Here is a 23,148-nt window from a genome sequence, read left to right as displayed (position 1 = left end):
TGAAACTCTTTAGAAATCAGAAACTTGCTTGCTTATACTGGATAAAACCAACTTTTTTAGAGACAAAGGGCGTTGACTGGCATAGCAGAGTAAATTAACTACCATTGAATAGACTCAACTCCATCAAAAGCAACCTCTGTTCCATCTGCAAAAGAAATTACGCCGGACGCATCGGTACCCATATCAATACCTCCATCCGCAATACTAAATTCTACACTTTCCCCATTAACTTCTATACTCCACGGGTTATCGCTATCACCGGTATCACCAGGTGCCACATCAATTTGCAAAATATCAGACCAACCTTCGCCTGTACCACCGTGAACAACATCATTTCCATCAAGTGTGTCTAATATAAATAAATCACTACCATCACCACCATAGGCAATATCGTTGCCTTCGCCAATTACTAATGTATCGTCACCACTTTCACCATACATGCGGTCATTACCATCACCGCCACTAAGATTATCATCGCCACTGCCGCCATACATTCGGTCATCACCATCACCACCACTGATGGAATCATTACCATCTTGTCCATACACGTAATCATTTCCTGCACCACCTTCAATGACATCATTCCCTGCTCCACCACCTAGATTATCATTGTAATCACTACCTGTAATTTCATCGTCTCCATCTTTTGTGCGAACAACAACAGCATCATCAGAACTGCTCGCGTCAATATCATGATCAGCATCCGTTTGTGCATAAACACTTTCAACATTCGCGTCGCCCATGTTTAAGGAGATATCATCTTCGCCATACGTATACACACGATCCGTACCATCACCACCATCTACTTTGTCACCTCCATCAATGTAAATATAATCGTTACCTGCACCACCACTGATGTCGTCGGTACCACCCTTATGTGCATAAATCCGATCCGCACCATCGCCACCGTCTAAAGTATTGTTTCCATCACCACCACGTATGTCATCATTATGGTCTGAACCTACAATATTATCGTCACCACCACGCGCAATTACTTGTACACCCGCTTCAGCACTGCTCGCATCAATATCATGATCGGCATCGGTTTGTGCATAAACACTTTTCAACATTCGCGTCGCCCATGTTTAAGGAGATATCATCTTCGCCGTACGTATACACACGATCCGTACCATCACCACCATCGACGCTGTCATTACCATCGATATAGATATAATCATTGCCTTCACCTCCATGTATTTCATCTGTTCCACCCGTGTGACCGTAAATCCGATCATCACCGTCGCCACCGTCTAAAGTATTGTTTCCATCACCACCACGTATGTCATCATTATGGTCTGAACCTACAATATTGTCGTCACCACCACGCGCAATTACTTGTACACCCGCTTCAGCACTGCTCGCATCAATGTCATGATCGGCATCGGTTTGTGCAAACACTTGTTCTACGTTCGCGTCCCCCATGTTGAGGGATACATCTTCTTCGCCATATGTATAAACGCGATCTGTCCCAGCACCACCATCGACGCTGTCATTACCATCGATATAGATATAATCATTGCCTTCACCTCCATGTATTTCATCTGTTCCACCTTGATGCGCATAAATCCGATCCGCACCATCACCACCATCTAATACATTTTCACCATCACCACCGTATATATAATCATTACCTGCACCACCATATACTTCATCATTACCGCCTTGCCCAGATAAAACATCATTGCCTGCACCGCCGTAAACTGCGTCATGCCCATCACCAGCATAAACGCGATCATTTCCATCTAAAGCTTCAATTTTATCGTCACCTGCAGTACCACGTAGAAGATCATTGTTATCTGTTCCAATAATATGATTAAAATCATTTACGTCATCAATATTAATAGTAAATTCTTGCGAAACTGACAAACCACCTTCATCTGTTGAAACCACCGTTACGTCTACAGATGAATCTTTTTCATAATTAAAGCTTTGACCATCTTTTAATTTAAGCTGCATGTTTCCATCGCCATCATTAACAACTTCAAAACGGTCATCACTAACACTATAACTATGAGAATCGTTTACATCGGCATCGCTTGTAGAAACAGTACCAATAACTGCACCATCACTATTCTCTGCTACATTAGTACCATCTAACGAAATTCCTTCCGGCGCATCATTTACAGAATTAATAACAACATTTAACGATGCAGTTGCTGTAGCAGTATCGTTATTCGATTCTTCTGTCGAAGTAGCACTGATCGTTAAATCAAAGTCTGAATCACTGTTACTAGCAGGGATTATGGTCAACGTATTTGTATTCCATTCGCTTATATTCACACTTGTTTCGGATGCACTTGCACTAAAACTATTCACACCATCTGAAAGTATTGCACCTTCAGGTATATCTTTTATTTCTATAAATAAACTTTCTGAACCATCGTTATCTGTTAGTGCTGCACTTATATCTAAAGAGATTGCAGTATCTTCGTCTCCCACCGCCTGCTCAACATTTAAAACAGGTGAACTAGCTGCACTGTCTACATTACTATTTTCATTAGATTCTGCACCGGGAGAATTTGAAGAGCCTAAATTAACCGATTCTTCGCCACTAACAAAATTTGTGGTTTGATTTATATTGCTATCAGCTGAAATATTATCTTGATCAGTATTTTGCGCTTCAGAAAATAAAACTGAACTTGAATCGGTAGAATTATTTTTACTACTGCCAGACTTCGAAGAAGAGTTTGAACTTTTTGATACGCTATCTGATGATAATTCTTGAGCAGATTGAGAATCAGTCTCATGCGGCTGATTTAATGTTTCAGAATTTATTGAAGAATTGGAATTGCCTGTATCCTGAGATCCAGCTTGCTGTAAGGCTTCATCCCCAATAGACAAGCCTGCCTCACCCATTTGAATATTTTGTTTAAAAAATTCCTCTTGGGGAAAGTTTGAAGATTGATCACCCGCATCAGGAATTTGGTTCTTATTTGAAGAACCATCAAATTGCTCATCACTCAAGACGACCTTTTTTACATCAACATCCTTATCACCACTTGCCATTATCGCATTCCTTGCTCAAATTTTTTATTTACATTTATGCAAGTACGGTAACGGCTACTTTGATACTATCTTTAGCGCTATATCAGCTGATTAACGTAAATTTTTGATCGATATGTGACCCTCGTCTCATTTAATAATTGTATTAATAAAATTTACGCAATCAATTACCATTCAATACCTTCAACACCATCGAAGTTCAATGTGCTGCCATCATCAAAAGTAATAGATCCCGCGGCATCAGTTCCTAAATCCAAATATCCAAGCGCGACATCATAACTAACCTCATTACCACCTACTGTAACCGTCCATGGATCAGCAGGATTTGGTAAGGACGAGATATCTACATCTAGACTTACAACATCGGTCCAACCACCACCATTGCCACCACTAAATGAATCTGTATCACCTAATGCTTCAAACACATACACATCATCACCTGCACCACCCACTGCAGCATCATTTCCTGCGCCACCTATTAAGATATCGTTTCCATCACCGCCATTGAGAGAATCGTTCCCATCACCACCATAAATTTGATCATTGCCTGCATCACCATTTAAAATATCATTTCCTGCACCACCAACAATTAAATCATCACCATCACCACCCGCAATAACATCATTGCCATCGCGCGCAACAATTACATCATCATTTGCGGTACCCGTGATGTTGTCATTACCTAACGTTCCGAACATAGGCCCATCTAATGTTTCAAATACCACATCTACATTTTGTGTTACTGTTGCAGTATCACCACCATTCGCTTCTGTGGACGTAGCACTCACTGTTAGTGAAACCGTTCCAGAGGTTGTTGCCGAAGGCACAAGCTGTAAACCATCTACATCATTTTGATCTACTGACCAAACACCACTACCTAAGTTGGTACCCGCACTTAGACTTGCATCAGCCGGCACGCCAGATATTTCTATTTCGATAGATTCTGAGCCATCATTATCTACCAATGCGATTGCTAGATTTAAATCCACTGGGCGTGTGTCTACAGTGCTGCCATTAATTTCAAGATTATCTACCAACAAACTTGAGTCGACCGCCTGATCTCTTGTATTCATTACGGCAAAACCAAGATCTAGCACACCATCTTCTGTTGCAGTAAAGGTAAATGTTTGCCATCCCGTAGCACCTGGATTTCCAATATTAGAAGATTGAGATAATCCTTGAGGAGTACCATTTATATTTACAATTGCGAAATCGTTAAAACCATTACCAATATCACCAGCATTCTCTGCATTGTAAAAATTCCAATCAAATGTAATTACATCACCTTCTTGCACAGCTATTGCTGTTTGCATAGAAGATCCATCCGTAGCATTACCTGGAGACAATACATCCAAAGAGCCTGCTGCTAAACCTAGTTCTGCCTCTACTTGTGCATCGGTCGCACCACTAGCTAATAGCTGTGCTATTGAGGCACCTTCTGTTGGGTTTTGTCCTTGGAATGAATTAGGATTATTTACTGTACCTAAAACATCTACATTACCTAAACCACCTTCAAAATTAGTGGCAGGATTTTGCAAATGTGTGATCGTATTCGGACCCACTAACATAGGTGCATCTGCGACTGCGTCTACGTTTACATTAAAGGTATTATTATATGTCAGAGTAACGCCATCTTCCGTTACAGTAGTCTGCACAGCTAATGAAAAGTCTGTATCACTATTTTCAGGAGGCGTTAACGTTAGCCCTGATAATTCTGTTTGATCTAAAGTCCAAGTCCCATCATTATTATCTACACCTGCTGATAGCACTGAACCAGTTGGAACACCACTAATGGTAATAGCAACTGCAGAACCTTGTTCTACACTTGATAATTGTATATTTAGTGCTATAGCACTGTCCTCATTACCATTGACATTATTTGTAGTAACAACTACACCTTCATTAATATCTTCAATTGCAATGTCGAACGTCGCATTACTGGAACTGCCATCACTACTGGTGGCGGTCACTTGGATTTGCATCGTCGCATTGGTTTCAAAGTCGAGTGCACCAGGATTGGCGACCGTGACTTCACCGGTGCTGGTGTTGATCGCAAACGCATTACCAGGATTGCTACTTAAACTGTAACTCACGGTGTCGGCACTGTCCGGATCATCCGCAAACGCGGTCACCCCAACACTGGTGCCGGCACTGGCACTTTCATTCACACTGTTCGCAGTGGTGTCACTGTCGGTTACCGCACTGATGTCGAACTCGTCTACATCATCACCAATGCTGATGTCGAACGTCGCATTACTGGAACTGCCATCACTACTGGTGGCGGTCACTTGGATTTGCATCGTCGCATTGGTTTCAAAGTCGAGTGCACCAGGATTGGCGACCGTGACTTCACCGGTGCTGGTGTTGATCGCAAACGCATTACCAGGATTGCTACTTAAACTGTAACTCACGGTGTCGGCACTGTCCGGATCATCCGCAAACGCGGTCACCCCAACACTGGTGCCGGCACTGGCACTTTCATTCACACTGTTCGCAGTGGTGTCACTGTCGGTTACCGCACTGATGTCGAACTCGTCTACATCATCACCAATGCTGATGTCGAACGTCGCATTACTGGAACTGCCATCACTACTGGTGGCGGTCACTTGGATTTGCATCGTCGCATTGGTTTCAAAGTCGAGTGCACCAGGATTGGCGACCGTGACTTCACCGGTGCTGGTGTTGATCGCAAACGCATTACCAGGATTGCTACTTAAACTGTAACTCACGGTGTCGGCACTGTCCGGATCATCCGCAAACGCGGTCACCCCAACACTGGTGCCGGCACTGGCACTTTCATTCACACTGTTCGCAGTGGTGTCACTGTCGGTTACCGCACTGATGTCGAACTCGTCTACATCATCACCAATGCTGATGTCGAACGTCGCATTACTGGAACTGCCATCACTACTGGTGGCGGTCACTTGGATTTGCATCGTCGCATTGGTTTCAAAGTCGAGTGCACCAGGATTGGCGACCGTGACTTCACCGGTGCTGGTGTTGATCGCAAACGCATTACCAGGATTGCTACTTAAACTGTAACTCACGGTGTCGGCACTGTCCGGATCATCCGCAAACGCGGTCACCCCAACACTGGTGCCGGCACTGGCACTTTCATTCACACTGTTCGCAGTGGTGTCACTGTCGGTTACCGCACTGATGTCGAACTCGTCTACATCATCACCAATGCTGATGTCGAACGTCGCATTACTGGAACTGCCATCACTACTGGTGGCGGTCACTTGGATTTGCATCGTCGCATTGGTTTCAAAGTCGAGTGCACCAGGATTGGCGACCGTGACTTCACCGGTGCTGGTGTTGATCGCAAACGCATTACCAGGATTGCTACTTAAACTGTAACTCACGGTGTCGGCACTGTCCGGATCATCCGCAAACGCGGTCACCCCAACACTGGTGCCGGCACTGGCACTTTCATTCACACTGTTCGCAGTGGTGTCTGAATCATAAACAGGACTTAGATCAGATATTGGAACAGGGTCTGGAATTATATTGTTACCAGAGTCACCGGGGAAATTAGAACCTGTTCCTACAGAAGATGAACTAACAAAATCATTTGGTACTGGAGTTGAATTAAATTGAGTAGCGTCAAGACCACTAACAGATGATAAATCTTGATCATTAGAAAAAGGTTGAGCTGCGTTAGCAGTATTTAAATCAGAATCATTATCTGCCTTTAAAAAGTCAGGAATATTTATTTCATTCTGATTTTGTTCAGATGATGCACCTTGTTCTTGCTCTATATTTCTAGCAGGAACAAACTCATCTGCAGAAGTGGCAATATTCTCAGAAGCGGTTTCTTCACCTATAATTTCAGAGCGACCCGTATCACCCATAAGAATGTTTTGTTTAAACAACTCTTCACGCGGGGTTTCAACATCAATCTGCTCTTGATATTGCTCATCTAATACTTGTTCGTTACTAGATTGAGTCGTCTCAAATGTTTTTTCGACCCATTGCTTAAACTTATCAAATACCGCCATGGCTAAACTTCCTTGTAGATCCAAAGTTCAAAATACGTATTTATCCGCATTAAGATTTCGGCTAAAACACTTAAAAGTTTAGTAAAAACAAGGAAATATCGATCGAATCTGTGATCGAATCGTATATTTAAACAGGATTATGACTATATGCAGCAGTTTTTAGGTAATACCCCACCCATCAAATATTGACATTTACAGATTATATACCCTATAGTCTGCGTGGTTTTGGCATAAGCTAAAACCTATACTTTTCCTAAAATAGGAAAAAATTCGTTGGAACTGGAGGAGATGAAAATGGCAGACTTTTATACATTGCTAATTTTCTTAGGAACGGTGGGTGCTATTGCATTATATATGTATTGGCACTTTTATCAGGCTGATAACTTTCACCATGGAGAGTCTAAACAACATCGATAATCATATTTGATGTTAAATAAAGGCCCTGCTTTGCAGGGCTTTTATTTAAAAGCAGTCTAACGTACAAGCAAACTATTCAACACCAATTACGACACAAATCCCATCGCTTGAGGCACTACCTCGCTTTCTTCATCTTACTCATATTGTTGTTACTAATAATCCCAAAAACTCAATCTCAGGTGCGTGGAATTAAATCATTAACTAAGTAAGTTATTTCGTTACTCCATAGGGAGTACATCTTTCGAGCAATTGACCATACACTCAGCACAACCAATCATCTGTATAATTATTTCTTTAACTATCAACTGTTTGCAAATAATTTAAAGCACCATGTTGCCGTCAATACCTTGCACGTTTTTATGCATTACGTAAGAAATAATATTATTTAAAAAGAGTGCTAAATTGCAGGACATACATCAATTTTGCAATCTTAACGAGCATAAAAGTATTACAAAATTTACACAATAATAGCTTAATATTTAAATATAATTATTAACTTGCTTTAACATAGATATAAGTTGCTAAATTAGAGATTACTCATGCCATTAGGATTATTAAAATACGGCTTCTCATCTAAATATCCTGCTCGTCGTGATATTCCTGCACCCAAGGATTTAAAAAAATCATACGATGTCGTAATTATCGGTGCTGGCGGCCATGGCTTATCTACTGCATATCACTTAGCTCGCTATCACGGCATCACTAATGTTGCAGTGCTAGACAAAGGCTATATTGGTGGAGGAAATACAGCACGTAACACTGCAGTTGTACGTTCAAATTATATCTCTCCCGAAGCAGTAACCTTTTATAAAGCCTCTGTCGAACTGTTTAAAAATTTAGCGAATGAGTTGGGATACAACCAAATGTATTCGCAACGCGGGCAGCTAACACTTGCGCACTCTGATGCAAGTGTGCGTACTTTTACATTGCGTGCTGAAGTAAACAAACACATGGGTGTTCGTTCAGAAATGGTGGACCGTAAACAAATTCAAGAAATTGTACCCACCCTAAATATGGATAAAAATGCACGCTTCCCGATACAAGCTGGGTTATGGCATCGTGATGGTGGTACCGCAAGACATGACTCAGTCGCTTGGGGTTATGCTATGCGTGCATCACAAATGGGAGTTGAAATTCATCAGCGTACCGAAGTGACCGATGTAGTAATAAATTCCGGAAAAGTAACTGCTATCGAAACAGATCGTGGCACCATACAATGCAATCATGCGATTCAAGCGGTTGCAGGTATGAGCTCTGTAGTTGCAAAAATGGCAGGTATTCAATTACCGATACGCAGCTATCCTTTACAAGCCATGGTCACGCAACCTGTTAAACCATTTCTTGATCCATTAGTAAGCTCAGCAGGATTGCATGCTTATGTTTCTCAAACGGCTCGCGGTGAAATTGTTATTGGTGGTGGTTCTGATCCTTATGAATTGTACTCCACTCGATCCACGCTTGATCTTAAAGAAAGTCTTATTGCACATACGCTAGAGTTATTCCCATTTTTTGCAGAGTTAAAGTTATTGCGCCAATGGGCAGGCATTACCGACATGACGCCAGACTACAGCCCTGTAATGGGTGAAAGCCCAGTGAAAAATTATTGGCTGGATGCTGGTTGGGGTACTTGGGGATTCAAAGCGACGCCAATTTCTGGAAAATGCATGGCAGAAACGATCGCACAAGAAAAAACTGTAGAAATGATTCAACCATTTCAACTAGAACGTTTTAAAACCTTTAAGTTATCAAACGAAGCTGGCGCCACCGCAGCAAGTCATTAGTAAAAATTGTTAGTAGATATAATTATGAAAATAATGAACTGCCCCTTAAACGGACCAAGAAACATTTCAGAATTTATTTGTTTTGGCGAAGTTACGGATATGCCCAATCCAAATGAATTAAGCGATGAACAATGGGCTGACTTTACGTGGATGTCTAACAATACAGCAGGTGTTATACGCGAATGGTGGTGCCATACGGCCACCACATTTTGGTTCATCGCAGAACGCAATACCGTCACTGATGAAATTTTAAACACCTATCCTGCCAATGAAGTATTTACTGATCGTGTGGATTTCTAGCTGAACAAATAAAGTAATGGATACTCAAATAAATCGTCTGCCAACGTCCACAGGACTATTTGTTGATCACAATCAATCGATCACCTTTAGTTTTGAAGGTAAAAACTATACCGGTTTAGCCGGAGATACTATTGCTAGTGCATTAGCAGCGAACAATGTTTGGCTACTGTCACGCTCATTTAAATATCACCGCCCACGCGGCGTGATGTCTATGGCCGGACTTGAAGCTGACACTCTTGTTCAACTTGAAGGTGAACCTAACGTCGCGGCAGATCGTCGTAAAATAACTACTGACTTGCAAGTTAGCGGACAAAACTATAATGGCAGTCTAGAAAACGACAAAGATGCAAAAGTGGGAACTTTTAGTAAGTTTATGCCAGTCGGTTTTTATTACAAAGCTTTTTATCGACCTAGAGGAATTTGGCAAAAATTTTGGGAACCCGTAGTGCGCAAACGCGCAGGCCTAGGGAAAATAGACCCAAATACACCGCATGCTTATTTTGACAAAAGTGATAAGTTTTGCGATGTAGCCGTTATTGGATCTGGACCTGCAGGACTGAATGCAGCATTAGTGGCTGCCAAGGCTGGCGCTGAAGTTATCCTAATCGAACAAGAGCACCTTATCGGCGGCTCATTAAATTATTCTCGTTTAGATGTGGATGGAACATTGTCATCTGCAATGCGAAATGAATTACTTGAAGCAGTGGTTAGTCAATCTAATATAGAAGTATTAACCAGTGCAGTTTGCAATGGATGGTTCGCAGACAATTGGCTGCCCATTATTCAAGGTAACCGCATGTACAAGCTACGCGCAAAAGAAATGGTGCTGGCATCTGGAAAAATGGAACAGCCCGCCATTTTCCATAACAATGATCTACCCGGTATTCTGCTTGGTTCAGCGGCACAAAGATTGATTCGTTTATATGGAGTACGTCCAGGACATCGCGCAGTAATTCTTACGGCTAACGACGATGGTTATGGCACAGCATTAGATCTATTTGATAATGGTGTGGATATTGTTGCCATTGCCGACTTGCGTGAATCCCCTATTGCTACCTCGTTACATGAAAAAGTACTTGAAAAAGGTATACCGATTCATACCGGTCATGCTGTTTATGCGGCTGAGTCGCGGGCAGACAAAAACCATCTTGAGAGTGTCGAATTACGCAATGTTATTGGACAAGGTCAATGCGCAGATGAATCTAAACATTTTGATTGTGATTTGCTTTGCGTATCCATTGGATTCACACCCACCTATCAGCTCGCGCTTCAATCTGGCGGCAAAATTTCATATGACGACGATACCGCGAGATTTTCTATAACTCAACTTCCCAGGTCACTACATTTAGCCGGTGCTGTAAACGGTGTTAGCGAACTCACCGCGTTAATAGATTCCGGCAAACAAGCTGGAAAAGCTGCTTGTAATAATTTAGGGCTAGAAGTTAATGACATCATTGCGGAACAGTTGTCCGCCACTAATACTTATGGAAATCATCCATGGCCCCTATTTCCGCATCCTAAAGGCAAAGAGTTTGTAGATTTAGATGAAGATCTTCAATATGCAGATATCGTCAACGCTTGCAAAGACGGTTATTCTGAACTCGAATTAGTAAAAAGATATTCAACAGTTGGCATGGGGCCTTCTCAAGGTCGCCACTCAGCACTTGCAACCGCACGAATTGTTGCAGATCAGACGCAACGTAAAGTTGCAGAAGTGGGTGTAACCACAGCTCGCCCACCTTTTAGAGCAGAAAAATTGGGTGTCATTGCAGGACGAAGTTTTGAACCTGAACGACTTACCGCAATCCATCACCGGCACAAAGAACTTGGCGCACAGATGATCACTGCAGGTGTCTGGTGGCGACCTGGATATTACGGACAACCACAAAATCGAGATCAATGTATACGAGACGAAAACCTAACCATACGCAATAACGTTGGCTTAATAGATGTATCAACTTTAGGTGGGCTCGAAGTTCGTGGACCGGATGCAGCTGAGTTCTTAAATCGCATGTACACCTTTGCCTATGCAAAGCAAAAAATAGGCATGTCTCGCTACTTATTAATGACCAATCCAGCAGGAACCATCATCGATGACGGTGTTGCATGTAGATTCAGCGACGAGCACTTTTATGTTACCGCAACTACAGGTGGTGTGGATAATGTCTATCGCACTATGATGTGGTGGAATACCCAATGGCGATTAGATGTTGATGTAACGAATGTAACTGCAGCATATGCAGGCGTAAATATTGCAGGACCGAATGCTCGCGAAGTGTTACATAAAGTCTGTCATGACATCGATCTTACCCCTGAAGGATTTCCTTATTTAGCCGTACGCGAAGGTACCGTTGCACATATTCCAGCACGCTTATTACGCGTAGGATTTGTTGGTGAATTAGGCTATGAAATACATGTGCCTTCCTCACAAGGTGAAGCCTTATGGGATGCGCTATTAGAAGCGGGAAAAGAACAAAATATTCAACCAGTAGGCATTGAAGCGCAACGATTACTACGATTGGAAAAAGGCCATATTATTGTTAGTCAAGATACTGATGCCATGACCACACCCCAAGAAGTTCATATGACCTGGGCGATTGCAAAAAAGAAACCCTTCTTTGTTGGGGGCCGCTCATTACAGTTAATCGATAACCACCCTTCTGACCGTAAACTAGTCGGCTTTACTATCGATAATTTACAAGAAGAAATGCCTACAGAATCGAATGTGATATTAGAAGGAAACAATATTGTTGGACATATAACTTCTATCGCGCATTCTCCTAGTTTAAATAAAATAATTGGCCTGGCTTATGCTAAAGCAAATACCGAGGTAGGTATGCAGATCAGCATTAAACTCACTAGCGGAACGGTTATCCAAGCTCAAGTCGTCGATATACCATTTTATGATCCAGATAATAAACGCCAAGAAATGTAGCTATGTCAGAAACACACCCAAACCATTTCCTTATCCGCAGCCCTCATTACAGAACGCTGTTAGCGGAAGGCGCAAATTTTATCGAGCATCGTGATGTTGTATTGGTCGATGATTATGGAAACAGTGCTGAAGAAGAAGCTATCCAAGCGAAACGTTTGGGCATAGTTGATTTAACTTCATTTGCCAGATCAGGATTTAAAGGCAAACAAGCCATTCAATGGGCGAAAACTCAAGGCTTGAATATTGGTGAAACAAATAATCAAGCTTACTTGCAAGAGAATGGTGCATTAGTTGCACGACTTGCAGATACTGAAGTACTTATTTTAAATAATATTAACAGCGGTAGAAATCAATGCACTCCGTTCGAAGAAGAGTACGACAATATCCACCCTGCTAAATGTTATACCGTTCCGCGCAATGACTCTTCTGCATGGTTTATGATTACTGGAGAGCATGCTAGCGAAATGTTCGCAAAAATTTGTGGAATAGATTTACGTCTAAATAAATTTTCCAACCATTCCATTGCACAAACTTCTATTGCACGTATTAATGGAATTATTATTCGTAACGATATAAATCAGACCCCAGCTTTTTACTTACTATTTGACAGTGCATCCACGGGCTATATGTGGTCATGTTTAAAAGATGCATTTGTAGAATTTAATGGCGCTCCGGTTGGCGACAGTGCGCTATCTAAACTGTAGCTCCTATCTCTAAACCACAACCAACTCTCTTGGCTCGCCTCAATATTATATGATATTAATCATAGTAAATATTATTTCCTTATAATAAAATAGATATTCGGATTATATAATCTATTGATTTTATTGAAATAAGTATATTGCGCTGTCAAATGGACAAACAAATTTCTGCAAATTCACCTTCTTTAGAGCTCGCGATTGGTCATCAAATTAAAGAGTTTCGCAAGCAACTCAAAATGACGGTAACCGAGGTGGCTAAACAAGCTGATTTATCGCCAGGAATGCTTTCAAAAATTGAAAATGGGCTTACATCCCCCTCTTTATCCACTCTGAAATCTCTCTCAATTGCCCTTAATGTGCCCGTCACATCGCTATTCCGCAAATTTGAAGAAGAACGAGACTGCACCTATGTTCGCTCTGGCGAAGGTCTTATGATCAATCGCCAAGGTACCCGTGCAGGCCACAATTACCAGTTATTGGGCCACACCATTAATAAACAGGTCACCGTGGAACCGTTTCTTATCACGCTTACAGAGGAATCAGAGGTTTTTCCTATATTCCAACATCCTGGTGTCGAATTTCTCTATGTACTAGAAGGCAAAGTGCTTTACCGTCATGCAAATCAAACACATATGCTCAACCCAGGGGACTCTCTTTTCTTTGATGCAGATGCGCCTCATGGGCCAGAAAAGCTCGTAGATTTGCCGATCAGAATGTTGTCTATGATTATTACCCCCAACCAAAGCGCCTAAATACCATACGTATATTTCCTCACAGGAAAACATTATTCATATGAGTTGACCCAATGAGAATTTGTTTTACTATGAGCTTTAAACGAAATATTGCATTAAGGCGCAGCTATCATGTGTGGAATCGTAGGGCTTTTCATAAAAAATCCAGCTTTAGAATCACAGCTAGGATCTCTACTCGCGCCCATGCTGGTCGAGATGACCGAGCGCGGACCAGACAGCGCGGGTGTTGCGTTTTATAGAAATACGGTAGCGACAGGTAGTTCAAAAGTAACGCTTCTCAATCAAGATTCAACTTTAAGCTGGGAAAATATATCTACACAGCTAAAAGAAAAATTTGGCAACAGCACTTCAATTGAAATTCGATTTACTCATGCTGTAGTGATTACTCCTAGTGATTCGAATACTGTTTTAACTTGGTTATCTGAAAAATTCCCGCAGCTGTATGTAACCAGCTCTGGTACAACTATCGAGATCTACAAAGACAAAGGCATTCCCAGTGACGTTATTGATCGCTTTGATCTAACTGCACTACAAGGTACGCATGCACTGGGACATACACGCATGGCAACAGAAAGCGCAGTCACCACAGAGCATTCTCATCCATTTTCTACCGGATTGGATTTATGTTTAGTCCATAACGGTTCTTTATCTAACCACAATCGTTTACGCAGAAAGTTACAAAGAGAAGGCGTTGAATTTAAAACGGATAATGATAGCGAAGTAGCTGCTGGATATTTAATGTGGCGTATTCGTGAAGGCGACACTCTTAATGAAGCGCTTGAGAATGCAATTGAAGATTTAGATGGGTTTTATACATTTGCTGTAGGCACGCGCGATGGATTTGCTGTTCTTAAAGATCCCATTGGATGCAAACCTGCCATCATGGCAGAGACAGATGATTGGGCTGCCATGGCGTCTGAGTTTCGCGCAATTGCCAGCCTACCAGGTGTTGAAAACGCAAATATTTGGGAGCCTGAACCAGAAAAAATTTACAGTTGGGCACGGGCTAAATGAAGGATATTAATGATGGATGATTTAAATTTTGTAAAAGACTTAGTAGACAAACTTGATGGCGTTATTGCGCTTAATATCAATCCACACTCTGAAAACGGTAAAGCAACATTAGATGCGCTATCAGAATCTGAAGTTTTACTAGTCGTATCCGCATCCTCCGACATTCAACCTAATTTAAAAGGAAATATAAATCACAGACTTTCTAGAGCACTAAATAATACTAAACAATTAACAAAACTAGAGGATAGCTTACATCAACTTAGTGGCTCACCTAAAATAGACATTGCCAACTTAACTTCTAGAGAAATGCAAGTTTTAGAACTTTTAACGGTCGGATTGAGCAATAAATTAATAGGGCGTGAACTAAATATTTGCCATTCAACCGTTAAAGTACACGTAAAAAATATCTTGCATAAGTTAAAAAAACATTCGCGTTTGGAAGCCGCAATATGGGCGGTAGACAACTTAAAACACACTGAATTTAATAAGAGACGTAATCGTGAAGAACACCTTTGATCTTGAATCTGCTGATGTTCGTTTACTGAACCAGCAATTACAGCAAAACAACGGCACTCAAGACCAACTTGAATACTTAGTTAATAACCCGCGTGGTAAACATGCTATTGCTGCAGGCATTGATTCAATTGCTAATGTGAATATTGATGGTCACGTCGGATACTACTGTGCAGGTATGAATAAATTCGCCAACATCACGATATCCGGCAATGCTGGCTCAGGGGTTGCAGAGAATATGATGTCAGGAAAGGTAACGGTTAAAGGCAATGCTTCGCAATATGCCGGTGCAAGTGGTCACGGAGGTTTATTGGTTATTGAAGGAAATGCTGCTGCTCGTTGCGGCATATCAATGAAAGGAATTGATATTGTTGTAGGTGGATCGATTGGTCACATGGGTGCCTTTTTGGGCCAAGCAGGCAGCCTGGTTATCTGTGGTGATGCAGGTGATGCTTTGGGAGATTCAGTATATGAAGTGCAAATTTTTGTACAAGGAAGAGTAAAAAGCTTAGGCACAGACTGCATTGAAAAAGAAATGACAACCGATCACATTGAGAAGCTTGGTGGACTTTTACAAAAAGCCAATATTGATGCAGATGTTACAAAATTTAAACGTTACGGATCGGCAAGAAATCTTTATAACTTTAATATCGATAACGCTTCTTTATCTTAAATCTTTATTGAATATCAAATATATAAAATCGTAACTCTTAAATAGAAACACAATGCTGATTCACCAATGAATACTGAAAAAGAAATGAAAGAATCATATATCTGGGACAAAAGTACTATCCAAGAAATACAAAGAGCTGCTACACAAGGCATCTACAGTATTCGGGGTGGAGGAGCAAAGCGTAGACTTCCTCACTTTGATGATTTGTTATTTCTGGGAGCTAGCATGTCACGCTATCCACTTGAGGGTTATCGTGAACGCTGTGACACCGATGTTGTTCTCGGCTCACGCTTTGCTACAAAGCCACTACATTTAGACATCCCTATCACCATTGCTGGCATGAGTTTTGGCGCATTGTCTGCTGAAGCTAAAGATTCATTAGGTAAAGGTGCTGCCATGATGGGCACTAGCGCCACAACCGGTGACGGCGGCATGACCCCAGAGGAAAGAAAATCTTCTAAGACTCTCGTTTACCAATTACTACCTTCTCGTTACGGTATGAATCCAGATGATTTGCGCAAAGCCGATGCAATTGAAATCGTCTGTGGCCAAGGTGCAAAACCGGGTGGTGGTGGAATGTTATTAGGACAAAAAATAAGTGATCGTGTTGCGCAAATGCGTACATTGCCTAAAGGTGTAGATCAGCGCAGTGCTTGTCGACATCCAGATTGGAACGGACCAGATGATTTAGAAATTAAAATTCAGGAACTACGCGAAATAACCAATCATGAAAAACCAATTTATATAAAAGTCGGCGCAACTCGCACTAAATATGATGTGCAGTTAGCCGTAAAAGCGGGTGCTGATGTAATCGTTGTAGATGGCATGCAAGGTGGCACGGCGGCAACTCAAGATGTATTTATAGAACATGTTGGTATCCCCACTCTACCTGCGGTACGAATTGCAGTAGAGGCTTTACAAGAAATGGGCATGCATCGTAAGGTACAACTTATTGTTTCAGGTGGCATACGAAATGGTGCCGATGTTGCAAAATGTATGGCATTAGGCGCAGATGCCGTTTCCATAGGAATGGCTGCACTATTTGCCCTGGGATGTAATAGCCCTAAGTATGCTGATGAATATAAAAAAATGGACACTGCACCTGGATTTTACGATGCCTATCATGAAGGTCGTGACCCCGCTGGTATAACCACTCAGGACCCTGAATTATCCAAAAATTTAGATCCAGAGCTAGGTGGTCGACGCATTAAAAATTTATTGCAGACCATGGTGCTAGAAGCACAAACTTTGGCACGTGCTTGCGGTAAATCTCATTTGCATAATTTAGAACCTGAGGATTTGGTTGCGCTAACCGTTGAGGCAGCTGCAATGGCTAAAGTCCCATTAGCTGGAACCGATTGGATTCCAGGCCAATATTAAGTTGTTAAAAATTTAATTAATATAATAAAATAAATAAAAATAAAATCCCCTGGAGGAAATGTCATGGCTATCGATTTAGAAAAAGTAGCAAAAGAAAAAGGCATTAAATATTTTCTGGTTAGCTTTGTAGATTTATTTGGTAATCTACGTGCAAAGCTAGCGCCCGCACGTGCCATTAAAGATATGCAAAAAAATGGCGCTGGATTTGCCGGATTTGCGGCCTGGCTAGATATGACCCCAGCCCACCCTGATTTATTTGGTATCCCAGATCCCAGCAGCCTAATTCAATTACCGTGGAATCCCGAAGTCGCATGGGTCGCCTGTGATTTATGGATGGATGGAAAAGAAGTTGAAGCCTCACCACGCGTTGCATTAAAAAGACAACTCGCACGCGCTACTAAAAAAGGTTATCGCGTAAAAACCGGCGTGGAGTGTGAATTCTTTTTAATTAATCAAGAAGGAACAGCTTTAGCCGACTCTGCCGACACACAATCCAAGCCTTGCTATGACCAGCAAGCGGTAATGCGCCAATATCCACTCATTAGCGAAATTTGTGATTGTATGATTAAGCTCGATTGGAACCCCTACCAAAATGATCATGAAGATGCGAATGGTCAGTTTGAAATGAACTGGGATTACGACGACGCCTTAAAAACCGCAGATCGTCATGTATTTTTTAAATACATGACTAAAGCGCTCGCCGAACAACACGGGCTACGCGCTACTTTTGCACCCAAACCATTTCTCAACTTAACAGGTAACGGTTGTCATGCACACGTTTCCATTTGGGACAAAACAGGCAAAAAGAATTTATTTTTAAGCAAAAATGATGACTTAGGTTTATCTAAACTCGCCTATCAATTTTTAGGCGGCATCATGCAACATGCACAATCACTTTGCGCAGTATTTAATCCTACTGTAAACAGTTACAAACGCATTAGTGCACCACGCACCACCTCTGGTGCCACCTGGTCGCCAAGCTCGATTACTTATTCTGGTAATAATCGTACCCATATGATTCGTGTTCCAGATGATGGTAGATTTGAGTTACGTTTAATGGATGGTGCCGTTAATCCCTATCTACTACAAGCAGGCATCATCGCAGCAGGATTAGAAGGAATCGAAAACAAACGTGATCCAGGCGAACCTTTGCATATTGATATGTATGAAGAAGGTCATAAAGTAAAAAATGCTAAATTATTGCCTACGAATCTGCTTGATGCACTACGCTTATTAGAAAAAAACAAAGTTATTCAACAAGGCTTAGGCGAAGAGCTTGTTGAATCATTTGTAAAACTAAAAATGCAAGAATGGGATCAATTCACATCGCATCTTAGTGAGTGGGAACGTAATAACGTATTGGATTGCTAGTCACTATCCTCTTATAGCATTCCACAGATGCAGTGCGTTCTATATCTGGTTCTACATCATTATTGATTTGTATTATCTTCGCAGGTGCGTAGGTAATACTGCATTGTAATGCTATAAGTGCTAGATAAGTATTGGTACTTTGTCACGCTGATCATGTTCTCTTTGGTGAGATCAGACATCATTTAAGCAAAACTATTACTGTTGAATAAATGCCTTACTTTTCAAGGCTTGTAATGTACGAATTACATTAGCCATTCAAAGGTTTATTTCTAAATAAATGTAAAAAAAGATCACAGAGTATGAACTGTATCTCATTTTCAATGCATTTGAATGGATGCGCTAAAGGTAACCCACTAAGATCAATATACTAATTTCATAATTTAAGTGAACAGGATGTTCCCCAACAAAAAACTACTCACACTTCTACTGATTATTTCTGCGAGTTTAAACATAGCGCTATCAACAGAAACGAATGATTTTATAAAAGACTCTGCCAAAGATAATAAACAAGGACTTATCATTGGCATGTACGAATCTTTATATAATGCTATTGAAATGGACAGTGCCAGTGAAGTAGAGCAACTCATTGCTTTTGGAGCAAACATTGATCATCGAAATAAGGCCGGCATCACACCACTCATGCTCGCATCAAGCATGGGTAGCATTAATACGGTTGGCATGCTTTTAAAATTAGGCGCTGACACAGACCTAACATCTAAAGAAGGCATGAAAGCAATAGACTTTGCTCATAAGGCGAACGATAGAAAAATAATAACCATCTTACAGGCGAACCATACCCCTGAAGAAACATCATCTGAAAGACAACTGATTACAACTATTCAATTCTATTTAAATAGGCTTGGATATATTGCAGGCAATATAGATGGCGTTTATGGTGTGAAAACCAGAAAATCACTTAAACAGTTTTCGATAGACTACAAACAAAACTTTGCTATAGAAATTTCATCTCGACAAGTAGAGACATTATTTCACGCAATGTCTTTAACGAACCCCATAGATATTGCTGGAAAAGAAGTTTCTGAAGAAAGTAACTTAAGTGAGGAAATTCCTACGCCAGTCAATGTAGACTTCGTCATATTAGATGCAGAAGCGACTACCGCTAGATAATATTTATAATTTTTAAATCAGAAAAATGGTGGGCCGTGACAGATTCGAACTGTCGACCATTCGGTTAAAAGCCGAGTGCTCTACCAGCTGAGCTAACGGCCCACGCGAAGCGCGCTATCCTACCGTAATTCTTAATAAAGCTCCATGCATTTACCTATCCACTTCTGGCTAGTTTGTAACTAGTATATTTAGTTGGTATATCTAGTTGGATCAACAATTCCAGCCTCTTCAAATCCTTGCTTGCGAAAATGACAAGAATCACAACTTCCACAAGCTTTACCCTGCTCATCTGCCAAGTAACAAGAAACAGTATTAGCATAATCCACGTCATGTTCACTACCTAAGGTAATGATCTCGGATTTGCTTAAGGAGATCAAAGGTGTATGAATTTTAAGCGTATTGCCTTCAACTCCAGCCTTGGTCGCTAAATTCGCCATGCGTTCATAGGCCTGTATAAATTCTGGCCTACAATCAGGATAACCAGAATAATCAACTGCGTTCACACCAATAAATATATCTTCGCTCTTCAGCACTTCTGCCCAAGCTAATGCGATAGATAGAAATACAGTATTTCGAGCTGGAACATAGGTTACTGGAATACCCTCTGATGCAGTCGCTACTTCAGCTTGCGGAACACTAATTTCATCATCCGTTAAAGCCGAACCTTTAAAAGTAGCAAGATCGATATGAAAAATTTTATGTTCAACAACTTTTGCTAAATTAGCTATTTTTGTGGCGGCAGCAAGTTCGGCACCATGACGTTGACCATAAGAAAAACTTAACGCATAGCAATCAAAACCTTTCGATTGAGCAATAGCTAGTGCAGTGGCGGAATCTAGACCTCCAGAGAGCAGGATAATGGCGTTTGTTTTCTGCGACAAAATTTTGAACTTTTTAGGTGTGAAATATGATGTATATCTGTATTTTATTTCCCTGCAACAATGTTAGGATTAAGACCTAAATTATGCATGGTATTATTATTTACCAGGAACGTTTCCCCAAAGTATTTTATGCAGTTGCATTTGAAAGCGTACATCAAGTTGATCTTGCACAATCCATTCTGCTAATTGTTTAGCCTCTAATGGATCAACATTGCTTTCTTCCACTTCCATCATAGGTGAAAACAGAACCTCGCAACGATCTCTTATCTGATGTTCCACAACTATATTTTTTGCCCAAACGTAATCAGATTGATTACAGATTACAAACTTGACTTGATCTTGTTCACGTAGATAACTGATATTTTCCCAACGATTTTTACTCGCCTCTTGTGACGCTGGCGTTTTTATATCCATCACTTTAATTACACGAGGATCCACTTCACTGATGTCTAATGCGCCACTGGTTTCAAGAGAAACCTTGTAATCTTGATCGCACAGAGTACTAAGCAAACTTAAACAAGATTTTTGTGCCAGTGGCTCTCCACCGGTTACCGTTACATGTTTTAGATTAAAGGCTGCAACTTTTGAAGTAATTTCATCAAACTGCATCCAATTACCACCACTAAACGCATAGGCAGTATCACAATATTGGCAACGCAAGGGGCAACCCGTTAAACGCACAAAAACAGTAGGCATACCAACACTGGTTGATTCACCTTGAATTGACGCGAATATTTCAGTAATACGAAGCTTATCTGCTTGCGGTTGTGTGCCCAAGGTAGCAATAGTAGCAGTCATAAAATTTAAAAATTAAGTCTTAATGACCTTAGCTTTAATGGCCCTCTCTGGCCATCCTATCTAATCGCTGCTGAGCTAAGCTCGCAACACTTGAATTCGGAAACTGTGCACGTAAGCGAGTTAGCTCAATTCGAGATTCTTCATATTGACCCAGCTCATAATGAGTAAAACCCAACTTCAATTTAGCATCTGCCACTTTAGAACTCGCAGGATATTGCTCAATAACTTTAGTAAATTCAGATAAGGCTTGCGGATAGCGTTTAGATACATAGTTTGCTTCAGCCAACCAATACTGCGCATTGGATGCATATTTACTTTGCGAATGGGTTTGCAGAAAACCATTAAACGCCACAATGGAATCGTCATACTTACCTTGTTTAAGCAAAGTAAATGCAGTCTTATAATCTTGTGCTGCATCATTTGAAGCGCTATTAGAAACAATAGTGCCACTTGTTGTAGCTACTTGATGATTTGAATTATTAATATCGCCAGAGGTTTGAACTTGATTTGCGGCATTATTGTCAAGCAACACACCTTCACTAGCACTACGGCTATCAGACATAGACACTGGTCCAGATGCCTGCAAACGTCGATCAATATCCAAATACTGCTCGCGTTGGCGCGATTTCAGAGTATTTAACTCATGTGTAAGCTGCTCATTCTCACCTCGTAATTGCTGTATTTCGCGCTGTAACACGTTTATACGCTGTGACAAATTAACCAAAGCTTCACTATTCGCAACTCGCTCGACACGTTGCATTCTTGCATCCATCGTATCGAGTCGCTCGTTATTAGCCTTGTGGGCAGCTGCCATGGTTGACACTTGCATTAAAACAAGTGTCACCAATAGCCTTGACCCAAATAATTTACACTTCATCCTTAACTTTCTTTCCATAATTTTAGCCAGCGGTTCTTACTGAATGATTTCAACTCTTCTGTTTTGCTGCCATGACTGTTCGCCCGAACCTATCACCGCAGGTTTTTCTTCACCATAGCTCACAATGTCGAGCTGATTACCACTTACACCTTGCAGCATAATTAAATCACGTACAGTTTGTGCACGTTGCTCGCCCAAGGCAAGATTAAACTCACGTGTGCCACGCTCATCCGCATGACCTTCTAAACGAAGTTGTGATGCCGGATTAGTGCTTAGTGACTCTGCAGCCGCCATTATTAATGGTAACGACTCATCACGAATTTCAGCACTGTTGTAATCAAAATACACAACATTACCGGATTGGGAAATCACATCGTCAAGGCTACCCATAGTCAAGCCACCTTCACCATCAAGACCTGCTGTTGACGCATCGTCTAAAGAAGGATCACCACCTTCGTAATCATCACTGATTACATCGCCAGGCATTTGCTTGGTACTGGAACTACATGCACCCAATGTTAAAAATAAACTTATAAAAAATACTATAAGTAGTTGCTTAGTCATAACTCACTCCTCATTGTGGTTACTAAAATAAAATTCGAAACGGATTAAATTTCGAAACA

General features: G+C 41.2%; 18 protein-coding genes and 1 tRNA gene. 11 read left to right on the top strand and 8 right to left on the bottom strand.

From position 1 onward, the window contains the following. Positions 1-98: 98 nt before the first annotated feature. The 3 genes from GKR92_01110 to GKR92_01100 form a co-directional block, all read right to left on the bottom strand. The gene (locus tag GKR92_01110) at positions 99-1,070 is read right to left on the bottom strand and encodes a hypothetical protein (protein QMU60366.1); all 972 of its coding nucleotides are present in this window, start codon (positions 1,068-1,070) and stop codon (positions 99-101) included. Continuing rightward, positions 1,030-3,006 carry a hypothetical protein gene (locus tag GKR92_01105; GenBank protein ID QMU60365.1) on the bottom strand — a complete coding sequence of 659 codons (1,977 nt, stop codon included), beginning with the start codon at positions 3,004-3,006 and terminating at the stop codon, positions 1,030-1,032. The genes GKR92_01110 and GKR92_01105 overlap by 41 nt, the downstream gene beginning before the upstream one ends. Positions 3,007-3,170: 164 nt before the next feature. Next, entirely contained in the window at positions 3,171-7,004 is a 3,834-nt protein-coding gene (locus tag GKR92_01100; GenBank protein QMU60364.1) for a hypothetical protein, read from the bottom strand. A gap of 956 nt (positions 7,005-7,960) precedes the next feature. Between GKR92_01100 and GKR92_01095 the strand changes: the two genes are divergently transcribed. The 11 genes from GKR92_01095 (at position 7,961) to GKR92_01045 (ending at position 19,969) form a co-directional block, all read left to right on the top strand. Further along, positions 7,961-9,202 carry an FAD-dependent oxidoreductase gene (locus GKR92_01095; protein QMU60363.1) on the top strand — a complete coding sequence of 414 codons (1,242 nt, stop codon included), beginning with the start codon at positions 7,961-7,963 and terminating at the stop codon, positions 9,200-9,202. Positions 9,203-9,226: 24 nt separating this feature from the next. After that, complete coding sequence (locus tag GKR92_01090; protein ID QMU60362.1) at positions 9,227-9,502, top strand: sarcosine oxidase subunit delta; 276 nt, start codon at positions 9,227-9,229, stop codon at positions 9,500-9,502. Positions 9,503-9,518: 16 nt separating this feature from the next. Then, positions 9,519-12,437, top strand: coding sequence for an FAD-dependent oxidoreductase (locus tag GKR92_01085; protein ID QMU60361.1), 2,919 nt, complete (start codon positions 9,519-9,521; stop codon positions 12,435-12,437). Positions 12,438-12,439: 2 nt separating this feature from the next. Next, on the top strand, positions 12,440-13,141 hold the full coding sequence (locus tag GKR92_01080) for a sarcosine oxidase (protein ID QMU60360.1): 702 nt from the start codon (positions 12,440-12,442) through the stop codon (positions 13,139-13,141). Positions 13,142-13,290: 149 nt separating this feature from the next. Next, complete coding sequence (locus GKR92_01075; protein QMU60359.1) at positions 13,291-13,890, top strand: helix-turn-helix domain-containing protein; 600 nt, start codon at positions 13,291-13,293, stop codon at positions 13,888-13,890. Between the two features lie 111 nt (positions 13,891-14,001). After that, positions 14,002-14,904, top strand: coding sequence for an amidophosphoribosyltransferase (locus tag GKR92_01070; protein QMU60358.1), 903 nt, complete (start codon positions 14,002-14,004; stop codon positions 14,902-14,904). 12 nt (positions 14,905-14,916) lie between these two features. After that, positions 14,917-15,420, top strand: coding sequence for a hypothetical protein (locus GKR92_01065; protein QMU60357.1), 504 nt, complete (start codon positions 14,917-14,919; stop codon positions 15,418-15,420). Beyond that, complete coding sequence (locus GKR92_01060) at positions 15,389-16,090, top strand: protein glxC (GenBank protein ID QMU60356.1); 702 nt, start codon at positions 15,389-15,391, stop codon at positions 16,088-16,090. Before GKR92_01065 ends, GKR92_01060 begins: the two co-directional genes overlap by 32 nt. Positions 16,091-16,156: 66 nt before the next feature. Then, on the top strand, positions 16,157-17,470 hold the full coding sequence (locus tag GKR92_01055) for an FMN-binding glutamate synthase family protein (GenBank protein ID QMU60355.1): 1,314 nt from the start codon (positions 16,157-16,159) through the stop codon (positions 17,468-17,470). Between the two features lie 63 nt (positions 17,471-17,533). Continuing rightward, positions 17,534-18,841, top strand: coding sequence for a type III glutamate--ammonia ligase (gene glnT, locus GKR92_01050; protein ID QMU60354.1), 1,308 nt, complete (start codon positions 17,534-17,536; stop codon positions 18,839-18,841). A gap of 393 nt (positions 18,842-19,234) precedes the next feature. Beyond that, positions 19,235-19,969, top strand: a complete 735-nt coding sequence (locus GKR92_01045; protein QMU60353.1) for a hypothetical protein — start codon at positions 19,235-19,237, stop codon at positions 19,967-19,969. A gap of 26 nt (positions 19,970-19,995) precedes the next feature. Here GKR92_01045 and GKR92_01040 read toward each other — a convergent pair. From GKR92_01040 to pal, 5 genes are all read right to left on the bottom strand, one after another. Beyond that, a tRNA-Lys gene (locus GKR92_01040) sits at positions 19,996-20,071 on the bottom strand. An 86-nt stretch (positions 20,072-20,157) separates the two neighbouring features. Beyond that, positions 20,158-20,850, bottom strand: a complete 693-nt coding sequence (queC, locus tag GKR92_01035) for a 7-cyano-7-deazaguanine synthase QueC (GenBank protein QMU60352.1) — start codon at positions 20,848-20,850, stop codon at positions 20,158-20,160. Between the two features lie 96 nt (positions 20,851-20,946). Beyond that, the gene (gene queE, locus GKR92_01030; protein ID QMU60351.1) at positions 20,947-21,648 is read right to left on the bottom strand and encodes a 7-carboxy-7-deazaguanine synthase QueE; all 702 of its coding nucleotides are present in this window, start codon (positions 21,646-21,648) and stop codon (positions 20,947-20,949) included. 34 nt (positions 21,649-21,682) lie between these two features. Continuing rightward, positions 21,683-22,543: a tol-pal system protein YbgF gene (ybgF, locus tag GKR92_01025; protein ID QMU60350.1), complete on the bottom strand. Its 861-nt coding sequence runs from the start codon at positions 22,541-22,543 to the stop codon at positions 21,683-21,685. Positions 22,544-22,561: 18 nt separating this feature from the next. Further along, positions 22,562-23,089 carry a peptidoglycan-associated lipoprotein Pal gene (pal, locus tag GKR92_01020; GenBank protein ID QMU60349.1) on the bottom strand — a complete coding sequence of 176 codons (528 nt, stop codon included), beginning with the start codon at positions 23,087-23,089 and terminating at the stop codon, positions 22,562-22,564. Between the last annotated feature and the right edge of the window lie 59 nt (positions 23,090-23,148).

Source organism: Gammaproteobacteria bacterium, assembly GCA_014075255.1.
GTDB lineage: Bacteria > Pseudomonadota > Gammaproteobacteria > UBA4575 > UBA4575 > JABDMD01.
This window is presented reverse-complemented; position numbering and strand designations above follow the sequence as displayed.